Below are 21,271 nucleotides of genomic sequence, written 5' to 3' on the forward strand. Positions count from 1 at the left end.
TCTGTTTGTGCATATTGTCTTAACCAGTCCACCAAATTTAAATCTCCATTTTGAAAAAAACTTGAGTTATCTAATGGTAAATAAGACTGTGTGGTGGTTACACCCCAAGAAAACTTTCCATCGTCTGCCTTTTCATTATTAGTAATAATTTGATAAAAAGCAGTAATAGCTCTAGAGTTTTTAGAAATTACAGCTACTTTATCTCCTTTATTTAAATTAATATGTACATCGTTAAAAAGGTTTTCTCCTTCAAAACTTTTAGTTAATCCTTCTACATTTAATATTTGATCTCCTGCTTCTCTATCTCTATCAAAAATAATAGCTGGGTAACGTCTACTAGATGGTTTAATATCTTCTACGTTTAATTTTTCTATCATTTTTTTACGAGACGTTGCTTGCTTAGATTTAGCAACGTTGGCAGAAAAACGACGAATAAATTCTTCTAACTCTTTCTTTTTATCTTCAGCTTTTTTGTTTTGTTGTGCACGTTGTTTTGCCGCTAATTGGCTAGACTCATACCAAAAAGTATAGTTACCAGAATAATGGTTTATTTTACCAAAATCAATATCAGAAATATGTGTACAAACAGCATCTAAAAAGTGTCTATCGTGAGAAACTACAATTACACAATTATCATAATTTGCTAAAAAGTTTTCTAACCAAGCAATAGTTTCGAAATCTAAATCATTGGTTGGCTCATCCATAATTAACACATCAGGATTCCCAAATAATGCTTGTGCAATTAGCACACGTACTTTTTGCTTACCATCTAAATCTTTCATTAAAGTGTAATGCAATTCTTCTTTTATACCAAGATTAGATAACATTGCAGCAGCATCAGAATCTGCATTCCAACCATTCATTTCTTCGAACTTTACTTGTAGTTCTCCGATCTTTTCGGCATTTTCATCAGTATAATCTGCATACAAAGCATCAATCTCCTTTTTAATAGAAAATAATTCTTTGTTACCCATAACCACTGCTTCTAGAACAGGAAAATCATCATAAGCATAATGGTCTTGTGTTAAAACAGACATGCGTTTTCCTGCTTCTAAATGTACTTGTCCTGAGGTTGGTTCTTGCTTACCGGAAAGTATTTTTAAAAAAGTAGATTTTCCTGCACCATTTGCACCAATAATACCATAACAATTTCCTTGCAAAAATTTAGTATTTACTTCATCAAACAATACACGCTTACCAAACTGTACAGATAAATTAGAAACAGATAACATAATTGTAATTTTTTTAATTTTGTGCAAAAGTACAAATTCCATTTATCTTGACAACCTATAAATAGGAGAGATTTACAAGTGAATTAGAATAAAATTGGGAGTTTTTTTAAGGCTATTTTAACAGTGAATTAACAAGAACACCAAGTCCAAATTTCTACATTTGTTCGTAAGCCTTAAACTATAAATGATAAAAAAAATATTTAAATATATACCCTTGTTAATACTAGTGTTAACTGCTAGTTGTGCAGACTCTAACAAGAATAAAGCTACATTTTTTGGTGGGAAAATTATTAACCCAAAAACAAAGTACGTAGTTTTATTTGCGATGGATAAGGTTATTGACACAATTTTATTAGACAATAAAAATAAATTTTTAGGGAAATTTAACTCTTTAAATGAAGGTCTTTACTATTTTGAACATGGTAATGAAAATCAATATATCTATTTAGAACCCAATGACAGTTTAATGTTACGTTTAAACACATGGGATTTTGACGAATCTTTAGTTTATGCAGGGAAAGGTGCAGAAAGAAATAATATTTTAGTTGATATTTTTTTAGAAGATGAAAATGATGGTAGATCGTATTATAAATTAAATAAATTAAAACCTAATGCTTACAAAAGAAAAATAGACTCTATTTTAAATGTAAGGCTAGAAACCTATAAAACTTATGCAGAAAACCATACTAATGAGACAGACAATTATTTTAAACTTTTAAAAATTGCCCTTACCTACCCTATTTATTCTAGAATAGAAAGATACCCTATAAATCATAAAAGAATTAACAGAGAAAATAATTTCATACAAGTAGAAAAGTCATTTTACGACTACAGAAATCATATAGATTTTAATAACGATTCTCTAATGTACTATACTCCATATACAAAGTACATTCGAAATTACTTATACAATATTACTTACGCTTTAGGGCATAAGCCTCTTAAAAATCAATATAGTTCAGATTTTACAGTAGATTTATTAAAGTCTATAAATGATAAAATAAGTTCTGAAAACTCTAGAAATGCCTTTTTAAAAAGTACTGTTTTAGACCATTTCTACAGAAAATCTAGTTGTAGTATTAATAAAGAAACTTTTGATGCCTTTTTTAAATACAGCACAAATGAAAAGGACAAAAACTTAATTAACAATATTTTAAATGATGGTGAAGCTTTACATAGAGGAGATGAAATAAAAGACTTTATCTTTTTTGATTTTACTGAACAACCAATAAATGTGCAAGATTTTGTAATAAATAAAAATTCTTTATTAGTTTTTTGGAATGAAGACTATTTTTCAAAAGAGTTTTTAAGTTCTAGAATTCCCTATCTTAAAAATAAATTTCCAGACTTAAATATTGCTGTTATAGAAATAGATGGTAATAGTTTAAATAGAATACCTAATGTAGATATTAAAAACCAATATTATATCAATACCAAAAACCTAAAAAACAACTTTTTAACAAGTGGTATGCCAAGAACTATTTTGGTAAACAAAAATGGTATTGTAGAAAATGGTTATGCTTCTATAGCATCACAAAACATTTATTATCAGCTAAAACAACTTACAAAAAATAATTAAATAGATTAAAACTTGCTATCTATTTAATTTCCTGTAACTTTGCACGGTTTTATTTTTGAGAAATTCTCAAATAAAAATCAAGTCGAAATTATAAATTGATTTGCAGGTGGGCGTTCTGTGAATCTACAAAAACACAGTAATGTCAACATTTTTAGAGCTAGGTTTAAAAGCACCTATAAACAATGCATTAACAGATTTAGGTTACGAAAAACCAACTGTTATACAAGAAAAAGCAATTCCGCAAATTATAACATCTACAAACGATTTAAAAGCATTTGCACAAACAGGTACAGGTAAAACTGCTGCCTTTAGTTTACCAATATTAGAACTTTTAGAAGAAGATAATAGCAATGTGCAAGCTATTATTTTATCACCAACAAGAGAACTTGCTGTACAAATTGGTAAAAACATAGAAGATTTCTGCAAATACTTACCAAAAGTAAAAGTAACTACAGTTTATGGTGGTGCTAATATGGATACACAGATTAGATCTTTAAAAAGAGGATCTCAAATTGTAGTGGGTACACCAGGTAGAACTGTAGATTTAATTAATAGGAGAGCCTTAAAGTTAGGTAACGTTCAATGGTTAGTGTTAGATGAGGCAGATGAAATGTTAAACATGGGCTTTAAAGATGAACTTGATAAAGTTTTAGAAGCAACCCCAGAAACTAAACAGACCTTGCTTTTTTCTGCCACTTTTCCTAGAGAAGTAGAAGCTATTGCAAAAAACTACATGACCAAACCTGTAGAAATTACTTCTGGTGAAAAAAACCAAGGTTCAGATAACGTAAGTCATGAATATTATGCGGTTACAGAAAGAACACGTTATCCTGCTTTAAAGAGAATTGCTGATTTAAATCCAGATATTTATGCAATTATCTTTTGTAGAACAAGAAGAGAAACACAAGAAATTGCAGATAACCTTATAAAAGATGGTTATAGTGCAGATGCGTTGCATGGAGATTTATCTCAAGGACAGCGAGATTCTGTAATGGGTAAGTTTCGTAAAAAAACCATTCAAATATTAGTAGCAACAGACGTTGCTGCACGTGGTTTAGATGTAACAGAATTAACACACGTTTTAAATCATAAATTACCAGATCAAATAGAAAATTATACCCATAGAAGTGGTAGAACTGGTAGAGCTGGAAACAAAGGTATTTCTATTGTTTTAGTAAACGGAAAAGAAAAAGGAAAGTTAAGAGCTATAGAAAGAATTATAAAAAAGAAATTTGTAGAAACTAAAGTACCTACAGGTAAAGAAATTGTAGAAAATCAATTAATGAATTTAATTGATAAAGTACAAGCTACGGAAGTTAATGCATCTGAAATTAATGAATTTTTACCAACTATTTATGAAAAACTAGCTTCTTTAGATAGAGAAGAATTAATTCAAAAATTTGTTTCTTTAGAGTTTAATACCATGTTAGCATACTACGAAAATGCTAAAGATTTAAATGATTTATCTTCTAGAGAAAACTCTAGGGCAAGAGCTACAAATGAGAATATGACTCGTTTCTTTATTAACATTGGTAGAAAAGACAGTTTAAATCCAGCGAAATTGATTGGTCTAATTAATGACCAAAATATTGGTGACAAGATAGAAATTGGGGCAATAGATATTCTAGACACATTTTCTTTCTTTGAGATAGATAAAAATTTCGAAAACGAAACATTGACTGCTTTTGGTGATAATCAACCAGATTTTGACGGACGCTCTGTAAATGTAGAAATTACCAAGAAAGAACGTTCTGGTGGTGGTGGAAAAAGACGTGGTAAAAAACCATTTGGAAAAAAAGAGGGTGGTTTTGGAAGAAGAAGAAGTTCTGAGGGTGCTTCTAAAAGAAGTGATGATAGAAAGAGATCTGATAGACGTTCTAGTGATAGACCTAAAAATTCTGGAGACAGAAAGTCTGGTGGTTTTGGTAGAAGACGTAGAGAAAGATAAATTTTAAAAAAATATATATTATAAAACCTCACAATTAAATTTGTGAGGTTTTTTCATTAAAAGGAAATAAAAAATCAAAATTCCTTAATTATAGTTAAATAACGTTAATAAAATATTAAAGCTGATAAGTTTGTGAAACGTTTTAATTTTTGGGACGTCTATATCATATAACATTAATTTAAACAAACACTTATTATGAGAAATTTAAAAACCATTATCGCTATTATTGCAATTAGTTTATCAACCACATTAGCTACTAATGCATCAGAAATCAACCCTAAAAAAAACAAAGAAACAAAAAGTTTAAGAACTGAAGTTTCTAAATTTATTGGAAAAAATATTCCAGTTGAATTAAAAAAAACAACACATACAGAAATTTCATTTATTGTAAATAATAAAAATGAAGTTGTAGTACTTTCTGTAGATTCTAAAGTAGCTGAACTAAACTCATATTTAAAGTCTAAATTAAATTACAAGAAAATAAGTACAAAAGGAATTAAAAAAGGTGAAATATATAAAATGCCTTTAAAAATAAAAGTAAATAAATAAACAACTGGTTGGTTAGTTAGTTAGTTGGTGCCCATTTAAAGTGTATTGCTTTATTTGGGCATTATTTTTTTACATTAAATATTATATTTATTAAAATTACAATCTTTAATCATTTAAGTTTAGCTAATTGTTATTCAAAAAAAACTCCTGAATTTCTTCAGGAGTTTTTAAAAAATTATTAAAAATAATATTAAGCATTTTGCTTTTTAATTAAATTTAAAGCAGAACCTTCATTATACCATTTAATTTGCGCATCATTATAAGTGTGATTTAATTTAATGGTATCCTTACTTCCATCATCATGAGTAACCTCTATAGTAAGTGGTTTGTCTGGTGCAAATTCGTTTAAGTCTATAAAGTCAAACGTATCATTTTCTTGAATTAAATCGTAATCTGCTTCATTGGCAAAAGTTAAGCCTAACATACCTTGTTTTTTAAGGTTTGTTTCGTGTATACGTGCAAAAGATTTAACAATAACAGCTGCAACACCTAAGTGACGCGGTTGCATTGCAGCATGTTCTCTAGAAGAACCTTCTCCATAATTATGATCTCCAACAACTACAGTTTTAATACCTTCTTTCTTATATTCACGTTGCACATCTGGCACACCTCCATATTCTCCTGTTAACTGATTTTTTACAAAATTAGTTTTGTGGTTAAATGCGTTAACTGCACCTATTAGCGTATTATTTGCAATATTATCTAAATGACCTCTAAAACGTAACCAAGGTCCTGCCATACTAATATGGTCTGTTGTACACTTACCAAAAGCTTTAATTAATAATTTTGCTCCTTTAATTTCTGATCCTAAAGGTGTAAAAGGTTCTAACAATTGTAATCTTTCAGAATCGTCTTTTACAGCAATTTCTACATGGCTTCCATCTTCTTCTGGTGCTAAATAACCATCATCTTTTACTTCAAAACCTTTTGGTGGTAATTCCCATCCAGTCGGTTCGTCTAACATTACTTCTTCTCCATTTTCGTTGATTAATTTATCCGTCATTGGATTAAAATCTAAACGACCTGCTATAGCCACAGCTGCTACCATTTCGGGTGATGCAACAAAAGCGTGTGTATTTGGGTTACCATCTGCACGTTTTGCAAAGTTTCTATTAAATGAATGAATGATAGAATTTTTTGGTGCATTTTTTGGGTCTGAATATCTAGCCCATTGTCCTATACAAGGTCCACAAGCATTTGTAAATATAGTAGCATCTAATTTTTCAAATACTCCTAAAATTCCATCTCTATCTGCAGTATATCTAACTTTTTCAGAGCCTGGATTGATACCAAAGTCTGCCTTTGTTTTTAAATTTTTATCAATCGCCTGTTGTGCAATAGAAGATGCTCTAGATAAATCTTCGTAAGAAGAGTTTGTACAAGAACCTATTAAACCCCATTCTACTTTTAATGGCCAGTCGTTTTCATTTGCTTTTTCAGTCATTTTTGAACCAGCTTCAGTTGATAAATCTGGTGTAAATGGTCCATTTAAAAGCGGACTTAATTCAGATAAGTTAATTTCTATAACTTGATCAAAATATTTTTCAGGGTTTTCATAAACCTCTTTATCACCCGTTAAATAATCTTTTACTGTATTTGCTGCATCTGCAACATCATCTCTATCCGTAGCACGTAAGTATCGTTCCATAGAATCATCGTATCCAAAAGTAGATGTTGTAGCACCTATTTCTGCCCCCATATTACAAATTGTACCTTTACCTGTACAAGACATCGATGTTGCTCCAGGCCCAAAATATTCTACAATGGCACCTGTACCACCTTTAACGGTTAATATATCCGCTACTTTTAAAATAACATCTTTTGGTGCTGTCCAACCAGAAAGTTTACCCGTTAACTTTACACCAATTAATTTTGGAAATTTTAATTCCCAAGGCATACCTGCCATTACATCTACTGCATCTGCACCACCAACACCAATAGCTACCATACCTAACCCACCAGCGTTTACTGTGTGAGAATCTGTACCAATCATCATTCCTCCAGGAAATGCATAATTTTCTAATACAACTTGATGTATAATACCTGCTCCTGGTTTCCAGAATCCTAGACCATATTTATTTGATACAGATTCTAAAAAGTTAAAAACTTCATTACTCGTGTTTAATGCAGATTGTAAATCTGTACTTGCACCATTTTTAGCTTGAATTAAATGATCACAATGTGTTGTTGTAGGTACAGCAACTTTAGATTTACCCGCTTGCATAAATTGTAATAAAGCCATTTGTGCAGTTGCATCTTGCAATGCAATTCTATCTGGGGCAAAATCTACATAATCTTTTCCTCTTGTAAAAGTTTTGGTTGGATTGCCATCCCAAAGGTGAGAGTACAATATTTTTTCTGCTAGAGTTAAAGGTTTCCCTGTAATTTTTTGTGCTGCGTCTACGCGTTCTACAACGTTTGCGTACACTTTTTTAATCATATCAATGTCAAAAGCCATATGCTAGTTTAGTTTTACAAATTATAAATATCACAAAACTACAGTTTTTAAGTGAAATTTAAAAGATAAATAATAGATTGCTATAATTTATAAATAAAAAAAAGCTATTTATAAATAAATTAAGAATTCTATAAAAAAAAGAAGTGTTTTTTAACTAAAATTAAAAATAATTAGAAAATATTAAAAAAAAAGCAGGCTAATAAGCCGAATTCTGTGTCCTTAAAAAGGTTCTTATCATTTATCTAGTTCTAAAATTACTTTTAGAATCTATCTGCCTACCCTTTAGAATCGAGCGAGAAACTCTCTAACTCTAATTTACATGGCATTGCACCTCATAGAGTTTACCTGGTTTCACTACAGCCTAACTGTACTTGCTTTCTGTTGCACTTGTCCTCAACTTACGTTGGACGGATGTTATCCGCTATGATTCTCTTTGGTGTCCGGACTTTCCTTCACACTAAAAGCGTGACGATAAGATAAGCCTGCTTTAATAATTTTCAAAATTACAATTTCTTTTTATAAAAAAACCCACTCAATAAAATTGAGTGGGAAAAATTGCTATGAAAAAGAAAAAGTGTTGTTAATTGCTTAACAACACTGCAAATATATATTAATAATCAACTTAAAAAAAATAAAATCTATTTATTGAATGTATTTAAAATGTTTATTAACATAGTACTATGAAAACATATCTTTTACTTTTTCAAAAAATGATTTATCAGACTTATTTGGTGCTGGGGTAAAGTTATCATCTTCTAACGTATTTTCGAAAAAAGACTTTTGATCTTTGTTTAATTCTTGTGGTGTCCAAACATTAATATGGATTAAGAAATCCCCATTACCATAACGTTCTATGCTTGGTAAACCTTTACCTTTTAAACGTAAAATTTTACCAGATTGTGTACCTGGTTCTATTTTAATTTTAACTTTACCAGAAACGGTTTCTACTTCTTTACTAGCTCCTAAAACTGCTTCTGAAAAATTAATATACAAGTCATAATGTATATTAGTACCTTCTCTTTTTAAGTTTTCGTGTTGAATTTCTTCAATCAATACTAATAAGTCTCCAGAAATAGCATTTTTCCCTGGAGCATCATTACCCTTACCACCTACTTTAAGCTGTACACCTTCTGTAACACCTGCAGGAATATTAATTGGCACTGTTTCTTCTTTTATTATTAAACCTTGTGCATCTGCCCCATTTGGTTTAGAGCTTATAATTTCTCCTGCTCCAGAACAAGTAGAACAAGTAGTTGCTGTTTGCATTCTACCTAAAATTGTGTTGGTAACACGCATTTGTTGTCCAGAACCGTTACAAGTGGTACACGTTTTATATTTTACGCCTTCTGCTTGTACTTTTCTACGAACTTTTACCTTCTTCTCTACTCCTTTGGCAATTTCTTCTAAAGTTAATTTTACACGAATTCGCATATTACTTCCTTTAACTCTGGCTTGACGTTGGCCTCCACCACCACCAAAACCACCAAAACCGCCTCCAAAGCCTCCACCTCCAAAGATGTCTCCAAACTGGCTAAATATGTCATCCATATTCATACCACCTCCTCCGAAGCCACCTCCACCTTGAGGACCTTCAAAGGCAGCATGACCATATTGATCATATCTTGCTTTTTTGTTATCATCGCTTAAAACTTCGTAGGCTTCTGCTGCTAGCTTAAATTTTTCTTCAGCTGTTTTATCATCCGGATTTTTATCTGGATGATATTTTATAGCCATTTTTCTATAAGCTTTTTTTATTTCTGCCTGAGAAGCAGATTTTGAGATTCCTAATATTTCGTAATAATCTTGTTTTGCCATTTTGTTCAGTTTTAAGTAGCAGTATAAAGTAAGCAGTCCAAAAACTGGAAACTGCGACTGTAAACTGCCTACTTTTTATTGTCCTATTACCACTTTTGGATAACGAATGATTTTGTCTCCTAATTTGTATCCTTTTTCTACACAATCTATTACTTTACCTTTCATATCATCTGTAGGTGCAGGAATTTGTGTAATTGCTTCGTGAATTTCTGCATCAAAAACATCACCAGCATTGGTTTCTATTTTAGACAAGCCTTTTTGCTCTAATGTGTTGTAGAATTTGTTATAGATTAATAGTACACCTTTTCGTAATTCTTCTGCTTCTTTATCATCTTCTATATGTGACAGAGCGCGCTCGAAATCGTCTATTACTGGCAGTAAAGATGTCATAACTTCTTGTCCTGCTGTCTTAAAAAGTTCTATTCTTTCTCTTGTGGTTCTTTTTTTATAGTTTTCGAACTCTGCAAAAAGACGTAAAAATTTGTCTTTTTCTGCTTGAATTAGTTCTTCTGCAGTTGGTTCTTCTTTTACCACCTCTGCTTCAACTTCTTGATTTTCTTCTACTTGAGCAGTTTCTTGCTCGTTTTTTATTTCTTCTTCTTGTATATTTTCTTTCTTACTCATTTCTTTGTAATCATTAAATTGTCTCATATTAATTGGCAAAAATGTTGCCAACAAAAAAATAGTGTCAAACTGACACTATTTTATTTATACCTACAAGGTTTTTAAAACTTTGATATTAAAAATTATTAATCTGTTATTCTTTCAATTTTTGCTCCAATAGATTTTAAACGAGCTTCTATGTTTTCGTAACCTCTATCTATTTGCTCTATATTATTAATTATTGAAGTTCCTTTTGCAGAAAGTGCGGCAATTAATAACGAAATACCTGCTCTAATATCTGGAGAGGTCATTTTTGTAGCTTTTAATTGCGATTGAAAATTGTGCCCAATTACGGTTGCTCTGTGTGGATCGCACAAAATAACTTTTGCACCCATGTCTATTAATTTGTCTACAAAAAACAAACGACTTTCGAACATTTTTTGATGGATTAACACAGTACCTTTTGCTTGTGTTGCAATCACTAAAACGATACTTAACAGATCTGGTGTAAACCCTGGCCAAGGTGCATCTGCCACTGTTAACACAGAACCATCTATATAGTTTTGAATTTCATAGGATTCTTGTGCTGGAATATAAATATCGTCTCCTTTTTTTTCTAAAGTGATGCCTAGTTTTCTAAATACATTAGGTATTTGTCCTAGATTTTCCCAAGAAACGTTTTTGATGGTTAGTTCTGATTGTGTCATTACTGCAACACCAATCCAAGAACCAATTTCTATCATATCTGGCAAAACTGTGTGCTCACAACCACCTAAAGAATCTACACCTTCTATAATTAGTAAGTTTGAACCTACTCCACTAATTTTTGCGCCCATTGCATTCAACATTTTAGAGAGTTGTTGAATGTAAGGTTCACAGGCTGCATTGTAAATTTTGGTAGTACCTTTTGCTAATACTGCTGCCATTAAAATATTTGCTGTACCTGTTACAGAGGCTTCATCTAACAACATTTCTACACCTTGTAGTTGGTCTGCTTCTACACCATAAAAAGATTCTTCTTTATTGTATCTAAAGGTGGCACCTAACCTGATAAAGCCTTCGAAATGTGTGTCTAAACGTCTTCGCCCAATTTTATCTCCTCCAGGTCTTGGAATATATCCTTTCCCAAAACGTGCTAAAAGTGGCCCAACAATCATAATAGAACCTCTTAAAGAGCTACCATCTCTTTTAAAATCTTCTGATTCTAAATATTTTAAGTTGATGTTATCTGCTTGAAAAGAATAAGAATTTCTTGATAATTTTTCTACTTTGACACCTAATTCACCAAGAATAAAAATTAGTTTATTTACATCTATAATATCTGGTACATTATTTACAACAACTTTTTCTGATGTTAATAAAACTGCACAAAGTATTTGTAAAACTTCATTTTTAGCTCCTTGTGGCGTTATTGTTCCGTTTAATTTATGTCCTCCTTCTATTTTAAATGACGCCATAGATTAGTATCTTTTTCTATTCTTGTTGTTATTATTGTGTTGTTTTTTATGATTTTTAGTATTGTTTTGCCCTTGAGAATTTCTTTTTCTTAAAAGGTTTTTACTATCAGATAATTCTTCTTCTGAGTTTCTTAAATCTAATTTACCATCAGACAAATCATACAAATGATTAAATATTACAGCATCATCTACGGTGTCTTTATTCCAATTTAAATAACATTTTTTCATGTGATTTGCAATGGTATAGACTAATGCGTCTTTCTTTTCGTCTTCTTCCCAACTTAAAGCAACATCTATCATGGTTTGAATATTGTTACCATAATAACGATATTTTGAAGCATATTTTGGATATGGCAAACGCTCTGGTTTTTCTTGTAACTCTTCTCTTGAGGGAATTGGATAAGGAGACTTAGTTTCTAACTTAAAATCTGACATGATGTACAATTGATCCCAAAGTTTGTGTTTAAAATCTGGCACGTCTCGTAAATGGGGTTGTAAATTACCCATTACATCTACAATGGCTTTTGCCATTTTATTACGTTCCTCTTCATCTTCTAAAGCCACGCAATGGTCTACCATTTTTTGAATATGTCTTCCATATTCTGGAATAATCATTAATGGTCTTTCTGAGTTATATTCTAAATCGAATGTCATTTATTTGTTTTTGTGAAGTTTTAAAATTTTCAATTAATTTTAAAAATTTTATTAGTTCTCGACTGCGCTCGAACTGACAACTTGTTTTTGTAGTTATTTAAAGTTGCAAAATAATTAATTATTACCAATTAATAATTAATTATTTGTAATTAATTATCCTATTACTTTTAATTTAGCAAATTGTAGCAATAATTTCTTTTTACCAACGGTGCTAAATTTTATTTCTGCTTTTTTATTAGGGCCTTTGCCTTCTATACCAATCACTTCTCCTGCACCAAATCTATTGTGTTCTACAATATTACCAATTACAATAGCTTCATCAAATAAGTTTGTTTTTGAAGTTGTTTCTGATACTTTTTTTAAGTTTTTAGGAATGATGACTTCTTTCTTTTTCACCATATCTCGCTCCATTTTTTTTCGTTGAATGGGTTTTTGAAAGCGAATTCCTTTTGGAGCATCATCAAAAATACTTTTATCTACAAATCTGTTTACAGAAGGTTCTGGTACTTTTGGTGTGATATAATATAGAAATTGATCGTCTATTTCTTCTAAAAATCTACTAGGTTCTGCATCTACCAATTTACCCCATCTGTAACGTGTTTGTGCATAAGTTAAATACGCTGCTTTTTCTGCTCTTGTTAACGCCACATAAAACAATCTACGTTCTTCTTCTAGCTCGCTTCTCGTATTCATACTCATGGCAGAAGGAAATAAGTTTTCTTCTAAACCAACAATGTAGACGTATAAATATTCCAATCCTTTAGATTGATGAATGGTCATTAATGAAACACTAGGTTTTTCATTATCTTTTTTGGTATCAAAATCTGTAGCCAAAGCAACATCTTCTAAAAAAGAAGTTAAAGAAGTATCTTCTCCTTGCTCTATTTTATCGGTTATAAAGTCTTTTATACCGTTTAAAAGTTCTTGTACATTTTCTACTTTACTTACAGCTTCTGGTGTACCGTCTTTTTCTAAATCTTTAATTAAAAGGGTTTGTTTTACCACAATTTCTGCAATTTCAAAGGCATTTTTGGTTTTTGCCTCTATTTGAAATCGTAAAATCATATTCATAAAATTCTGTAACTTATTTTTAGTCCCAGAATTTATTTTTAAGTCAATTTTTTCTATATATTTTATAATTTCGAAAATTGATTTTTTATAATGATTTGCAGCTATGGTTAGCTTATCAATTGTTGTGGTTCCAATTCCTCTTGCAGGATAATTGATAATTCTTTTTAAAGCCTCTTCGTCATTTGGGTTGATTAAAATACGCAAATAAGACAAAATATCTTTAATTTCTTTACGCTGATAAAAGGAAATTCCTCCGTAAATTTTATACTCAATATTTTTTTTTCGTAAAGCGTCTTCTATGGCTCTAGATTGTGAATTTGTTCTATACAAAACACAAAAATTATCGGGTGTTAGCTGATTGTTCATCATATTTTCCCAAATGGATTGTGCTACAAAACGCCCTTCTTCACCATCAGAAATGGTACGCATTACGTTGATGGAATCTCCAGCATCATTACTGGTCCAAACCTCTTTATCTAACTTTGTTTTATTTTTTGCAATTACCGAGTTCGCAGCATTTACAATATTACTGGTAGATCTATAATTTTGTTCTAATTTAAAGGTTTTAACATCTGGATAATCTTTTTGAAAATTTAAGATATTTTGAATGTTTGCCCCTCTAAAACTATAAATACTCTGAGAATCATCACCCACCACACAAATATTTTGAAAACGGTCTGCCAAAGCCCTAACAATAATGTATTGCGAGTGGTTTGTATCTTGATACTCATCTACCATGATATAACGAAACCGGTCTTGATATTTTGCCAAAACGTCTGGAAAACGCGCCAATAACTCGTTGGTTCTTAACAATAAATCATCAAAATCCATGGCACCTGCTTTAAAACACCTGTCTACATATTCTTTGTAAATATCGCCTACTTTTGGTCTGCTTGCATGCAGGTCTGCTTCCTGCAAATCTGAATTATTAAAATAAGCTCTAACTGTAATTAAGCTATTTTTAAAAGATGAAATTCGACCTAAAATTTGCTTGGGTTTGTAGCGTTCTTTGTCTAAACCCATTTCTTTAATAATGGCACTAATCAAACGAACAGAGTCTTGCGTATCGTAAATTGTAAAGTTACTTGGAAAGCCTAATTTGTCTGCTTCTGAACGTAATATTCGCGCAAAAACAGAGTGAAAAGTACCCATCCAAAGATTTTTAGCTTCACTTACACCTACAACGCCAGCAATTCTTTCTTTCATTTCTCTAGCAGCTTTGTTGGTAAACGTAAGCGATAAAATGTTAAACGAATCTACACCTTGTTGCATTAAATGTGCAATTCTATAGGTTAACACACGTGTTTTACCAGAACCTGCACCTGCAATGATAATCATTGGGCCATCTTTTTGTAAGACCGCTTGTTTTTGTGCTTCGTTTAAAGAATCTAAATAATTACTCAAAGAAATATTTTTTTATGAAGTATTTAAAGTGTGAAATTAACCAAACTAATCCTTTTTTTAAAGAAGATTTTTAGTTTTTATTCACAATGTTATTCAATATAAATTGATGTTTTATGCATGACAACACACTATATTAAAATATCAGCTCTAAAGCAGATAAAATACAATATCTGTTTATAGACAGATAATATCAAATATCTGTTCTTAGGCAGATATTTTATTGTTTTATGATCAAAAAACACTATATTTGATAAAATATTGATGGCAGATGATAAGTATTTTAACAGGAGATATTGTTAATTCTAGAAAAAGTAAAGACACACTTTGGCTAAAATTGCTAAAAGAGGTTTTAGAAGGTTTTGGTACATCACCAAAAAAATGGCAGATTTACAGAGGAGATAGTTTTCAGTTAGAAATTACCAGTGTTGAAGAAGCCTTAAAAGTTGCTCTTAAAATTAAGGCAAAAATGAAAAGTAGCGTAAATATTGATGTAAGAATTGGTATTGGAATTGGTAAAAAAGAATTTAATGCTACTAAAATTACAGAATCTAATGGAGAAGCCTTTGTAAACTCTGGTTTTGCTTTTGATAATTATCTAAAAAAACAAAATTTAGCCATAAAAACACCTTGGAGCGCTTTAGATGAAGAACTAAACATTGCTTTCGACTTGGCTTTATTAACTATAGATTCTTGGACAATAAATTCTGCAGAAGTTTTTAGTATTTCTTTAGAAAAAGAAAATGCAACACAAAATGAGATTGCAAATATTTTAGGAATTACACAAGGTAGAGTTAGCGAAAGACAAAAAAGAGCAGGTTTAGAACCTATTATGAAATTAGAGAAACGATTTAGAAAACTGATCAACCAAAAAATTAACAACTAAATTATGCTGCTATTTTTAAAGTTTTTATTGGCACATATTTTAGGCGATTTTGTACTACAACCAGAAAGTTGGGTTAAAGACAAAGAGAAAAATAAAATTAAATCTCAGAAACTATATCTTCATATAGGAATACAGACCTTTTTACTGTTGTTTTTTGTACAGTTTAATGTACAAAAATATTGGTTGGGCATTTTAGTTATTGTTGTTTCACATTTTATTTTTGATGCGTTAAAACTTCAATTTCAACAGAAAAAAACAAAACGAGCTTGGTTTGTAACAGACCAGATTTTACATGTTTTACTCTTATTTTTTGCAACAACTATTTACAACAATTTTAATTTTTCTTTTAAAGAAATTTTTACAGAAAAAACGCTATTATTTATAATAGCTATATTAATGGTAACCAGTGTTTCTGCTGTAATTATAAAAATAATCATTACACAATGGAATCCTGAAAGTAAGAAAGAAAATGACGATTCTTTAGCAAAAGCAGGGCGTTATATTGGTATTTTAGAACGTTTGTTTGTATTTGTATTTGTAGTTACCAATCATTGGGAAGCTATTGGTTTTTTACTAGCAGCAAAATCTGTTTTTAGATTTGGAGATTTAACATCTTCTAAAGACCGTAAATTAACAGAATATATTTTAATTGGTACTTTATTAAGTTTTGGTTTTGCCATTTTAATAGGTGTTTTGTACCGATATTTAGCAACATTAATATAAATTATGGAAGATAAAATTTTAGAAAGTTTCGCATATATATTACCTGCAGCAGTTACTGGTTTTGTAGCTTATTATATGTTTAATGGTTTCATCAACAATAAAATATCAGAAAAAAAATTAGACCTTTTGGCACAACAAAAAAAAGAGTCTTTACCTATTAAACTGCAAGCTTACGAACGTTTAATGCTGTTTTGCGAACGTATAAACCCTGTAAAAATGCTTATGAGAATTCCACCAATTTCTAAAGACACAAATGATTATTTAGATTTGCTAATTGCAAATATTAATCAAGAGTTTGAACATAATTTGGTGCAACAAATTTATATTTCTGATGAAACTTGGACAGCTATTTACGCTGCAAAAAATGCAGTTACCAATAAACTGAAACAAGTTGCAGAAAACTCTTCTTCTGCCAACGATTTAAGAGAAAATGTATTGATAGATTATTCTAAATCTACACCACCTACAGAAACTGCCATCGATTTTATAAAAAGTGAAGTAAAAAAAATATTATAAATAAAAAAAGCCTCCAAAATGGAGGCTAATTCTCTAATTCTATAAGAAATTTAAAATTGTAGTCTAATCCCTACTTTGTAATTTCTACCTCTAGTAGAAAAGCCTAAAATATCATTATAATCTTCATTTAATAGATTTGTAAATGCCGTAAAGATAGTTACTGTATTATTCAACATTTTATAATTCGCCATAAAATCTAAAACTTCATATTTATCTAAAATTACATCTTCGCCGGCATTTCCAAAAGAGCCATATCTATCAAAAAAAGTTCTTTGTCCTACATTTCTGTAAGTAAAATTAAAATAGGTGTTTTTAAAAGGTGTAATATCTAAACCCATTACAAATTTACTAGCAGGTATGTAATCTTCAAAATCTTCAAATTCATCTTTATTAATATGAGTATAAGAAGTATTTACAGATAAATAAGCTGTGGGTACTACTTTTGTAGAAATTTCTATACCATTAGCATTTGAAGACCCATTTGAATATTTAAAAGTATTGTTGTCAAAAATTATGGCATCTTTTTCTATTCTTTTAAAATACACTAAATCTAACTGCAACCAGTCTTGATAGTTAATATCGAAACCAGCTTCTAAAGTTTCATTAGTTTCTGGTTTTAAATCTATATTTCCAGAAAAACCATCGTATAATTGATACAAACTAGGTGCAATAAATGCGGTACTGTAAGAAGTTAATAATTTTACATTGGTGTTATCATTATTTAAAACGGTGTAAGCTATATTACCATCATAAACCAATTGATTACCATAGACGTTATGCATACTGTATCGTAAACCTGCATTAAAACTAGCACCAAAATCTGATACATATACAAGACTAGCGTAGGGATCTAAGGTATTAAAATTAGCTATTTCTTTATCTATAGTTGCAAAAGGTGTTATTGTATGGTTGCTATGTTCTTGGTAATTTATTCCTGAAATTAATTGTAGGTTTTTAGAGAATTCATATTTATTTACCAAATCGATATTTAAACTTCGTCCTTTAAAATTATATTCATCTAAAGAACCTGCAAAAGCGTTAAATTGAGAGAAATTTCTTTCTACTGTATTCATAGAGGCCAACAAGTAAACCTGTCCATTTTCATAAGTATATTTAGGTTTTATGCCAAATCTAAATTGCTGCTGATCTCCATTGTTTTCATCATTATCTAAAAAAGCGCCAGCATCAAAATCATATTCGAAATCATCAAAATTTAAAAACGTTTCTATTTCTAAATTTTTAATGATGTGATATCCCAATTTAAAAAGTGCATTTTTAGAATAAAATGTATCTTCTTCAAAAATAGTATTGGTATTACTTACTGCAGATGACATACCATTTACACCTGATAAACTAAATGATGCTAAAAAATTAAATTTACCTAAACTACCATTCAAATTAATATTTTGATTTCTGTCTGATAAATTACTATTTGATGAATTTGCCGTATTATTTGTACCTAAGCTCGTTTCAAAAGAACCAGAAATTTTATTTTTAGAGGCTTTTTTTAAAATAATATTAATAACTGCTGTTGCTGCTCCTGAACCATATAAAGTTGATGAAGCTCCTTTTAAAATCTCTATACTTTCTATTTGATTTACCGCCAATAAACGCAAATCAAATTCTTGATTTATAGCAGATTGATCTGTAACAGGCACACCATCTATCAACACTAATACTTGCCTACTTCTACCACCTCTAACATTTATACCTCTAGGTTCCGTAGGGTTTGAATTTACGCCTCTAACATCTATACCAGCAATGGTATTTAAAATTTCTATTACAGATTTACCAGCGTTTTGTTGTAGTTGTTTTTGTGTAATTTTATGAATTACTTTACCTGTATTTTCTTTTTTTAAGGTAAACTTGGTTGCTGTAACAACAACTTCTTTAAGGGTTTCAACACGTTTTTTTTGTGCAAAAATGTTGGTGTTTAGAAGCGTACATGCCAAAACACCAATCATACATAATTGGTTTTTCATTGTGAATGATTTAATTTAAAAATTGACACTTACTTAAATAAAAGTCAATAGTTTGTTAACCCGAAAATTGTTTCGGTTTTTTAAATAAATCAGGTAAATTTTGTGTACGAATAACTATTAGTACATAAACTTTTATCCCGAAAGTTTTATTACTTGTAATTTTGGGCAGGTCTCCTGACTTGTTTTTATGTTGTTAGCCTTCCCATTTTTTCTGAAATAAAACAGATTTAAACAGTGGCAATAGTAGTAACAACATCCTCTAGAGAGGTACTGATTAGCGTTTAAAAAATTTAAACAAAAACAGTTTTAACTTACAGTTGCGGGTACAGTTCTGGATTTTAACCAGATTCCCTTTTAATTTAATGCAATTGTGAACTGCATTAAAACCTAAAATCAGGGCAAATATATATGCAATCTTTTAAAGAATCTAACAAAAGCGTCGATAAAATTTATATCTTTAAAATCTAATTATTTTATAAAATTATGAGGATAGAAAACGACCTAAAATTAGGTTTTAAAGATGTAATGATTCGCCCAAAACGCTCTACACTAAAGTCAAGATCTCAAGTAGATTTAGAAAGAGAATTTACTTTTTTACATAGTGATATTACTTGGAAAGGAATACCAATTATGGCCGCAAATATGGATACAGTTGGTACTTTTGAAATGGCCATAGCATTGTCTAAACACAATTTATTTACTGCTATACATAAACATTATTCCCTAAACGATTGGAGAAGTTTTGCAAATAAAGCATCAAAAAATATTTTAAAAAATATAGCTGTTAGTACTGGTACAGGTAAAGAAGATTCTGAAAAAGTAAAAACTATTTTAGATGAATTTCCGCAAATTAACTTTATATGCATTGATGTTGCCAATGGCTACTCTGAACATTTTGTAAATTTTGTAAAAAAAATGCGCAAAAATCATCCTAACAAAATAATTATTGCAGGCAATGTTGTTACAGGAGAAATGGTAGAAGAATTACTATTGGCTGGAGCAGATATTATAAAAGTTGGTATCGGACCTGGTTCTGTTTGTACAACTCGTGTAAAAACCGGTGTGGGTTATCCACAATTATCTGCCATTATAGAATGTGCAGATGCTGCTCATGGAATGGGTGGACAAATTATTTCTGATGGAGGTTGTAAAATTCCTGGAGACCTTGCAAAAGCCTTTGGCGGAAGTGCCGATTTTGTGATGTTGGGTGGCATGTTAGCTGGTCACGCAGAAAGTGGTGGTGAGTTCTTAGAAAAAAATGGTGAAAAATTTAAAATATTTTACGGCATGAGTTCTGAAACAGCTATGAACAAACATGTTGGTGGTGTTGCAAATTACAGAGCTTCTGAAGGAAAAACTGTTGAAGTACCTTTTAAAGGAGATGTAGAAAATACAATTATAGATATTTTAGGCGGAATTAGATCTACCTGTACTTATGTGGGTGCAAGTAGATTAAAGGAATTAACGAAAAGAACTACTTTTATAAGAGTGCAAGAACAAGAAAACCAAGTCTACTCATGAAAAAAAAGTTTTTAGTTTTTAGCTTTTGGTTTATAGTTTTTGGTTCTTGTAAAAAAGAAAATGTTAAAATAAATGAAACAATTCAATCAAAAAGTAATATAAATTACGCCAAAGGTTTTGATATTGTTGTAGAAAATGGAGTGAAAAAATTAATCATAAAAGCAGCATATCAAAATTCTAAAGAATCTTTTGAATATCAAATTTGGACTAAAACTAACAAAGAAATAGATTATAAAAATGAATCTATTGAAGTTCCTGTAAAGCGATTTGTTGCCACTTCCACTACACATATTCCGATGATTGAATTATTGGACGAAGAAAATTCTATTATTGGGTTTCCACATGCTAAATATGTTTCTTCAGAAAAAACAAGAGCTTTAATTGATAAAGGAAAAATTATAGAAATTGGTAAAGAAGCTGCCTTAAATACAGAAATATTACTGAATTTACAGCCAGAATTGGTTGTTGGTTATAGTGTTTCTTCTGCGGAAAAAAGTTTATCAATCCTAGAAAAAGCAGGTATCAAGGTTATTTATAATGGAGATTGGTTAGAAGAAACACCTTTAGGAAGAGCAGAGTGGATTAAATTTTTTGGTGTTTTATTTGATAAAGAAAAAAAAGCTGATAGCATTTTTAAAGCCATAGAAGCGAATTACTTGGAAGCAAAACAAATCGCTTTAAAATCTAGCAAAAAATCAACGGTTTTGTCTGGTGCTATTATGAGTAAAGATATTTGGAATTTACCTGCTGGTGAAAGTTTTGTTGCTCAGTTTTTAAAAGATGCAAATGTTGATTATTTATGGAAAAACACAAAAGGAAAAGGAAGTTTATCTTTAAGTTTTGAAAGTGTTTTTGATAAAGCTCAAAATGCAGATT

16 protein-coding genes, 1 other RNA gene and 1 riboswitch are annotated in these 21,271 nt (G+C 30.3%); of the genes, 8 read left to right on the forward strand and 9 right to left on the reverse strand.

What is annotated here, in order from left to right; genetic code table 11:
• Positions 1 to 1,232, reverse strand: a 1,232-nt coding sequence (locus ACTG3S_RS04900) for an ABC-F family ATP-binding cassette domain-containing protein (RefSeq protein ID WP_439128257.1), incomplete at its 3' end; no start/stop codon positions are given.
• Positions 1,233 to 1,416: 184 nt separating this feature from the next.
• Here ACTG3S_RS04900 and ACTG3S_RS04905 point away from each other — a divergent pair.
• From ACTG3S_RS04905 to ACTG3S_RS04915, 3 genes are all read left to right on the forward strand, one after another.
• Entirely contained in the window at positions 1,417 to 2,811 is a 1,395-nt protein-coding gene (locus ACTG3S_RS04905; RefSeq protein ID WP_439128258.1) for a hypothetical protein, read from the forward strand.
• Between the two features lie 139 nt (positions 2,812 to 2,950).
• A complete protein-coding gene (locus tag ACTG3S_RS04910) occupies positions 2,951 to 4,759 on the forward strand; it encodes a DEAD/DEAH box helicase (RefSeq protein WP_439128259.1) in 1,809 nt (602 codons plus the stop codon).
• 195 nt (positions 4,760 to 4,954) lie between these two features.
• On the forward strand, positions 4,955 to 5,308 hold the full coding sequence (locus ACTG3S_RS04915; protein WP_439128260.1) for a hypothetical protein: 354 nt from the start codon (positions 4,955 to 4,957) through the stop codon (positions 5,306 to 5,308).
• 190 nt (positions 5,309 to 5,498) lie between these two features.
• Here the strand turns inward: ACTG3S_RS04915 and ACTG3S_RS04920 are convergent, their stop codons facing one another.
• From ACTG3S_RS04920 to ACTG3S_RS04950, 7 genes are all read right to left on the reverse strand, one after another.
• Positions 5,499 to 7,766, reverse strand: coding sequence for an aconitate hydratase (locus ACTG3S_RS04920; RefSeq protein WP_439128261.1), 2,268 nt, complete (start codon positions 7,764 to 7,766; stop codon positions 5,499 to 5,501).
• A gap of 184 nt (positions 7,767 to 7,950) precedes the next feature.
• An RNA gene (gene rnpB, locus ACTG3S_RS04925) (RNase P RNA component class A) lies at positions 7,951 to 8,255 on the reverse strand.
• Positions 8,256 to 8,444: 189 nt separating this feature from the next.
• Entirely contained in the window at positions 8,445 to 9,581 is a 1,137-nt protein-coding gene (gene dnaJ / locus ACTG3S_RS04930) for a molecular chaperone DnaJ (protein WP_439128262.1), read from the reverse strand.
• A gap of 75 nt (positions 9,582 to 9,656) precedes the next feature.
• Positions 9,657 to 10,205 (reverse strand): nucleotide exchange factor GrpE, encoded by a 549-nt coding sequence (locus tag ACTG3S_RS04935; protein ID WP_439128274.1) that lies wholly within the window; start codon positions 10,203 to 10,205, stop codon positions 9,657 to 9,659.
• 125 nt (positions 10,206 to 10,330) lie between these two features.
• Entirely contained in the window at positions 10,331 to 11,641 is a 1,311-nt protein-coding gene (murA, locus tag ACTG3S_RS04940; RefSeq protein ID WP_439128263.1) for a UDP-N-acetylglucosamine 1-carboxyvinyltransferase, read from the reverse strand.
• Between the two features lie 3 nt (positions 11,642 to 11,644).
• Positions 11,645 to 12,295: a DUF4290 domain-containing protein gene (locus tag ACTG3S_RS04945; protein ID WP_439128264.1), complete on the reverse strand. Its 651-nt coding sequence runs from the start codon at positions 12,293 to 12,295 to the stop codon at positions 11,645 to 11,647.
• Between the two features lie 153 nt (positions 12,296 to 12,448).
• On the reverse strand, positions 12,449 to 14,770 hold the full coding sequence (locus ACTG3S_RS04950; RefSeq protein WP_439128265.1) for an ATP-dependent helicase: 2,322 nt from the start codon (positions 14,768 to 14,770) through the stop codon (positions 12,449 to 12,451).
• A gap of 268 nt (positions 14,771 to 15,038) precedes the next feature.
• On the opposite strand from ACTG3S_RS04950, the gene ACTG3S_RS04955 reads away from it, so the two are divergent.
• From ACTG3S_RS04955 to ACTG3S_RS04965, 3 genes are read left to right on the forward strand one after another with little or no spacing between them, the layout of a single operon-like run.
• The gene (locus tag ACTG3S_RS04955; protein ID WP_439128266.1) at positions 15,039 to 15,653 is read left to right on the forward strand and encodes a SatD family protein; all 615 of its coding nucleotides are present in this window, start codon (positions 15,039 to 15,041) and stop codon (positions 15,651 to 15,653) included.
• A gap of 3 nt (positions 15,654 to 15,656) precedes the next feature.
• The gene (locus tag ACTG3S_RS04960; RefSeq protein ID WP_439128267.1) at positions 15,657 to 16,376 is read left to right on the forward strand and encodes a DUF3307 domain-containing protein; all 720 of its coding nucleotides are present in this window, start codon (positions 15,657 to 15,659) and stop codon (positions 16,374 to 16,376) included.
• 3 nt (positions 16,377 to 16,379) lie between these two features.
• Positions 16,380 to 16,892, forward strand: a complete 513-nt coding sequence (locus ACTG3S_RS04965) for a hypothetical protein (RefSeq protein WP_439128268.1) — start codon at positions 16,380 to 16,382, stop codon at positions 16,890 to 16,892.
• Positions 16,893 to 16,942: 50 nt separating this feature from the next.
• Here ACTG3S_RS04965 and ACTG3S_RS04970 read toward each other — a convergent pair whose 3' ends face one another.
• On the reverse strand, positions 16,943 to 18,874 hold the full coding sequence (locus tag ACTG3S_RS04970) for a TonB-dependent receptor plug domain-containing protein (RefSeq protein WP_439128269.1): 1,932 nt from the start codon (positions 18,872 to 18,874) through the stop codon (positions 16,943 to 16,945).
• 147 nt (positions 18,875 to 19,021) lie between these two features.
• Positions 19,022 to 19,280, reverse strand: a riboswitch (cobalamin riboswitch).
• 77 nt (positions 19,281 to 19,357) lie between these two features.
• Between ACTG3S_RS04970 and guaC the strand changes: the two genes are divergently transcribed.
• Both guaC and ACTG3S_RS04980 read left to right on the forward strand, forming a co-directional pair.
• The gene (guaC, locus tag ACTG3S_RS04975; RefSeq protein WP_439128270.1) at positions 19,358 to 20,395 is read left to right on the forward strand and encodes a GMP reductase; all 1,038 of its coding nucleotides are present in this window, start codon (positions 19,358 to 19,360) and stop codon (positions 20,393 to 20,395) included.
• On the forward strand, positions 20,392 to 21,271 hold an 880-nt coding region (locus ACTG3S_RS04980), incomplete at its 3' end, for an ABC transporter substrate-binding protein (RefSeq protein ID WP_439128271.1). The genes guaC and ACTG3S_RS04980, both read left to right, overlap by 4 nt.

Source organism: Polaribacter sp. (assembly GCF_965656025.1).
GTDB lineage: Bacteria > Bacteroidota > Bacteroidia > Flavobacteriales > Flavobacteriaceae > Polaribacter.

Coding starts and splice junctions, on each gene's coding strand:
- ACTG3S_RS04905 (WP_439128258.1), top strand. CDS start 1,417: ATGATAAAAAAAATATTTAAATATATACCCTTGTTAATACTAGTGTTA.
- ACTG3S_RS04910 (WP_439128259.1), top strand. CDS start 2,951: ATGTCAACATTTTTAGAGCTAGGTTTAAAAGCACCTATAAACAATGCA.
- ACTG3S_RS04915 (WP_439128260.1), top strand. CDS start 4,955: ATGAGAAATTTAAAAACCATTATCGCTATTATTGCAATTAGTTTATCA.
- ACTG3S_RS04920 (WP_439128261.1), bottom strand. CDS start 7,766: ATGGCTTTTGACATTGATATGATTAAAAAAGTGTACGCAAACGTTGTA.
- dnaJ (WP_439128262.1), bottom strand. CDS start 9,581: ATGGCAAAACAAGATTATTACGAAATATTAGGAATCTCAAAATCTGCT.
- ACTG3S_RS04935 (WP_439128274.1), bottom strand. CDS start 10,205: ATGAGTAAGAAAGAAAATATACAAGAAGAAGAAATAAAAAACGAGCAA.
- murA (WP_439128263.1), bottom strand. CDS start 11,641: ATGGCGTCATTTAAAATAGAAGGAGGACATAAATTAAACGGAACAATA.
- ACTG3S_RS04945 (WP_439128264.1), bottom strand. CDS start 12,295: ATGACATTCGATTTAGAATATAACTCAGAAAGACCATTAATGATTATT.
- ACTG3S_RS04955 (WP_439128266.1), top strand. CDS start 15,039: ATGATAAGTATTTTAACAGGAGATATTGTTAATTCTAGAAAAAGTAAA.
- ACTG3S_RS04960 (WP_439128267.1), top strand. CDS start 15,657: ATGCTGCTATTTTTAAAGTTTTTATTGGCACATATTTTAGGCGATTTT.
- ACTG3S_RS04965 (WP_439128268.1), top strand. CDS start 16,380: ATGGAAGATAAAATTTTAGAAAGTTTCGCATATATATTACCTGCAGCA.
- ACTG3S_RS04970 (WP_439128269.1), bottom strand. CDS start 18,874: ATGAAAAACCAATTATGTATGATTGGTGTTTTGGCATGTACGCTTCTA.
- guaC (WP_439128270.1), top strand. CDS start 19,358: ATGAGGATAGAAAACGACCTAAAATTAGGTTTTAAAGATGTAATGATT.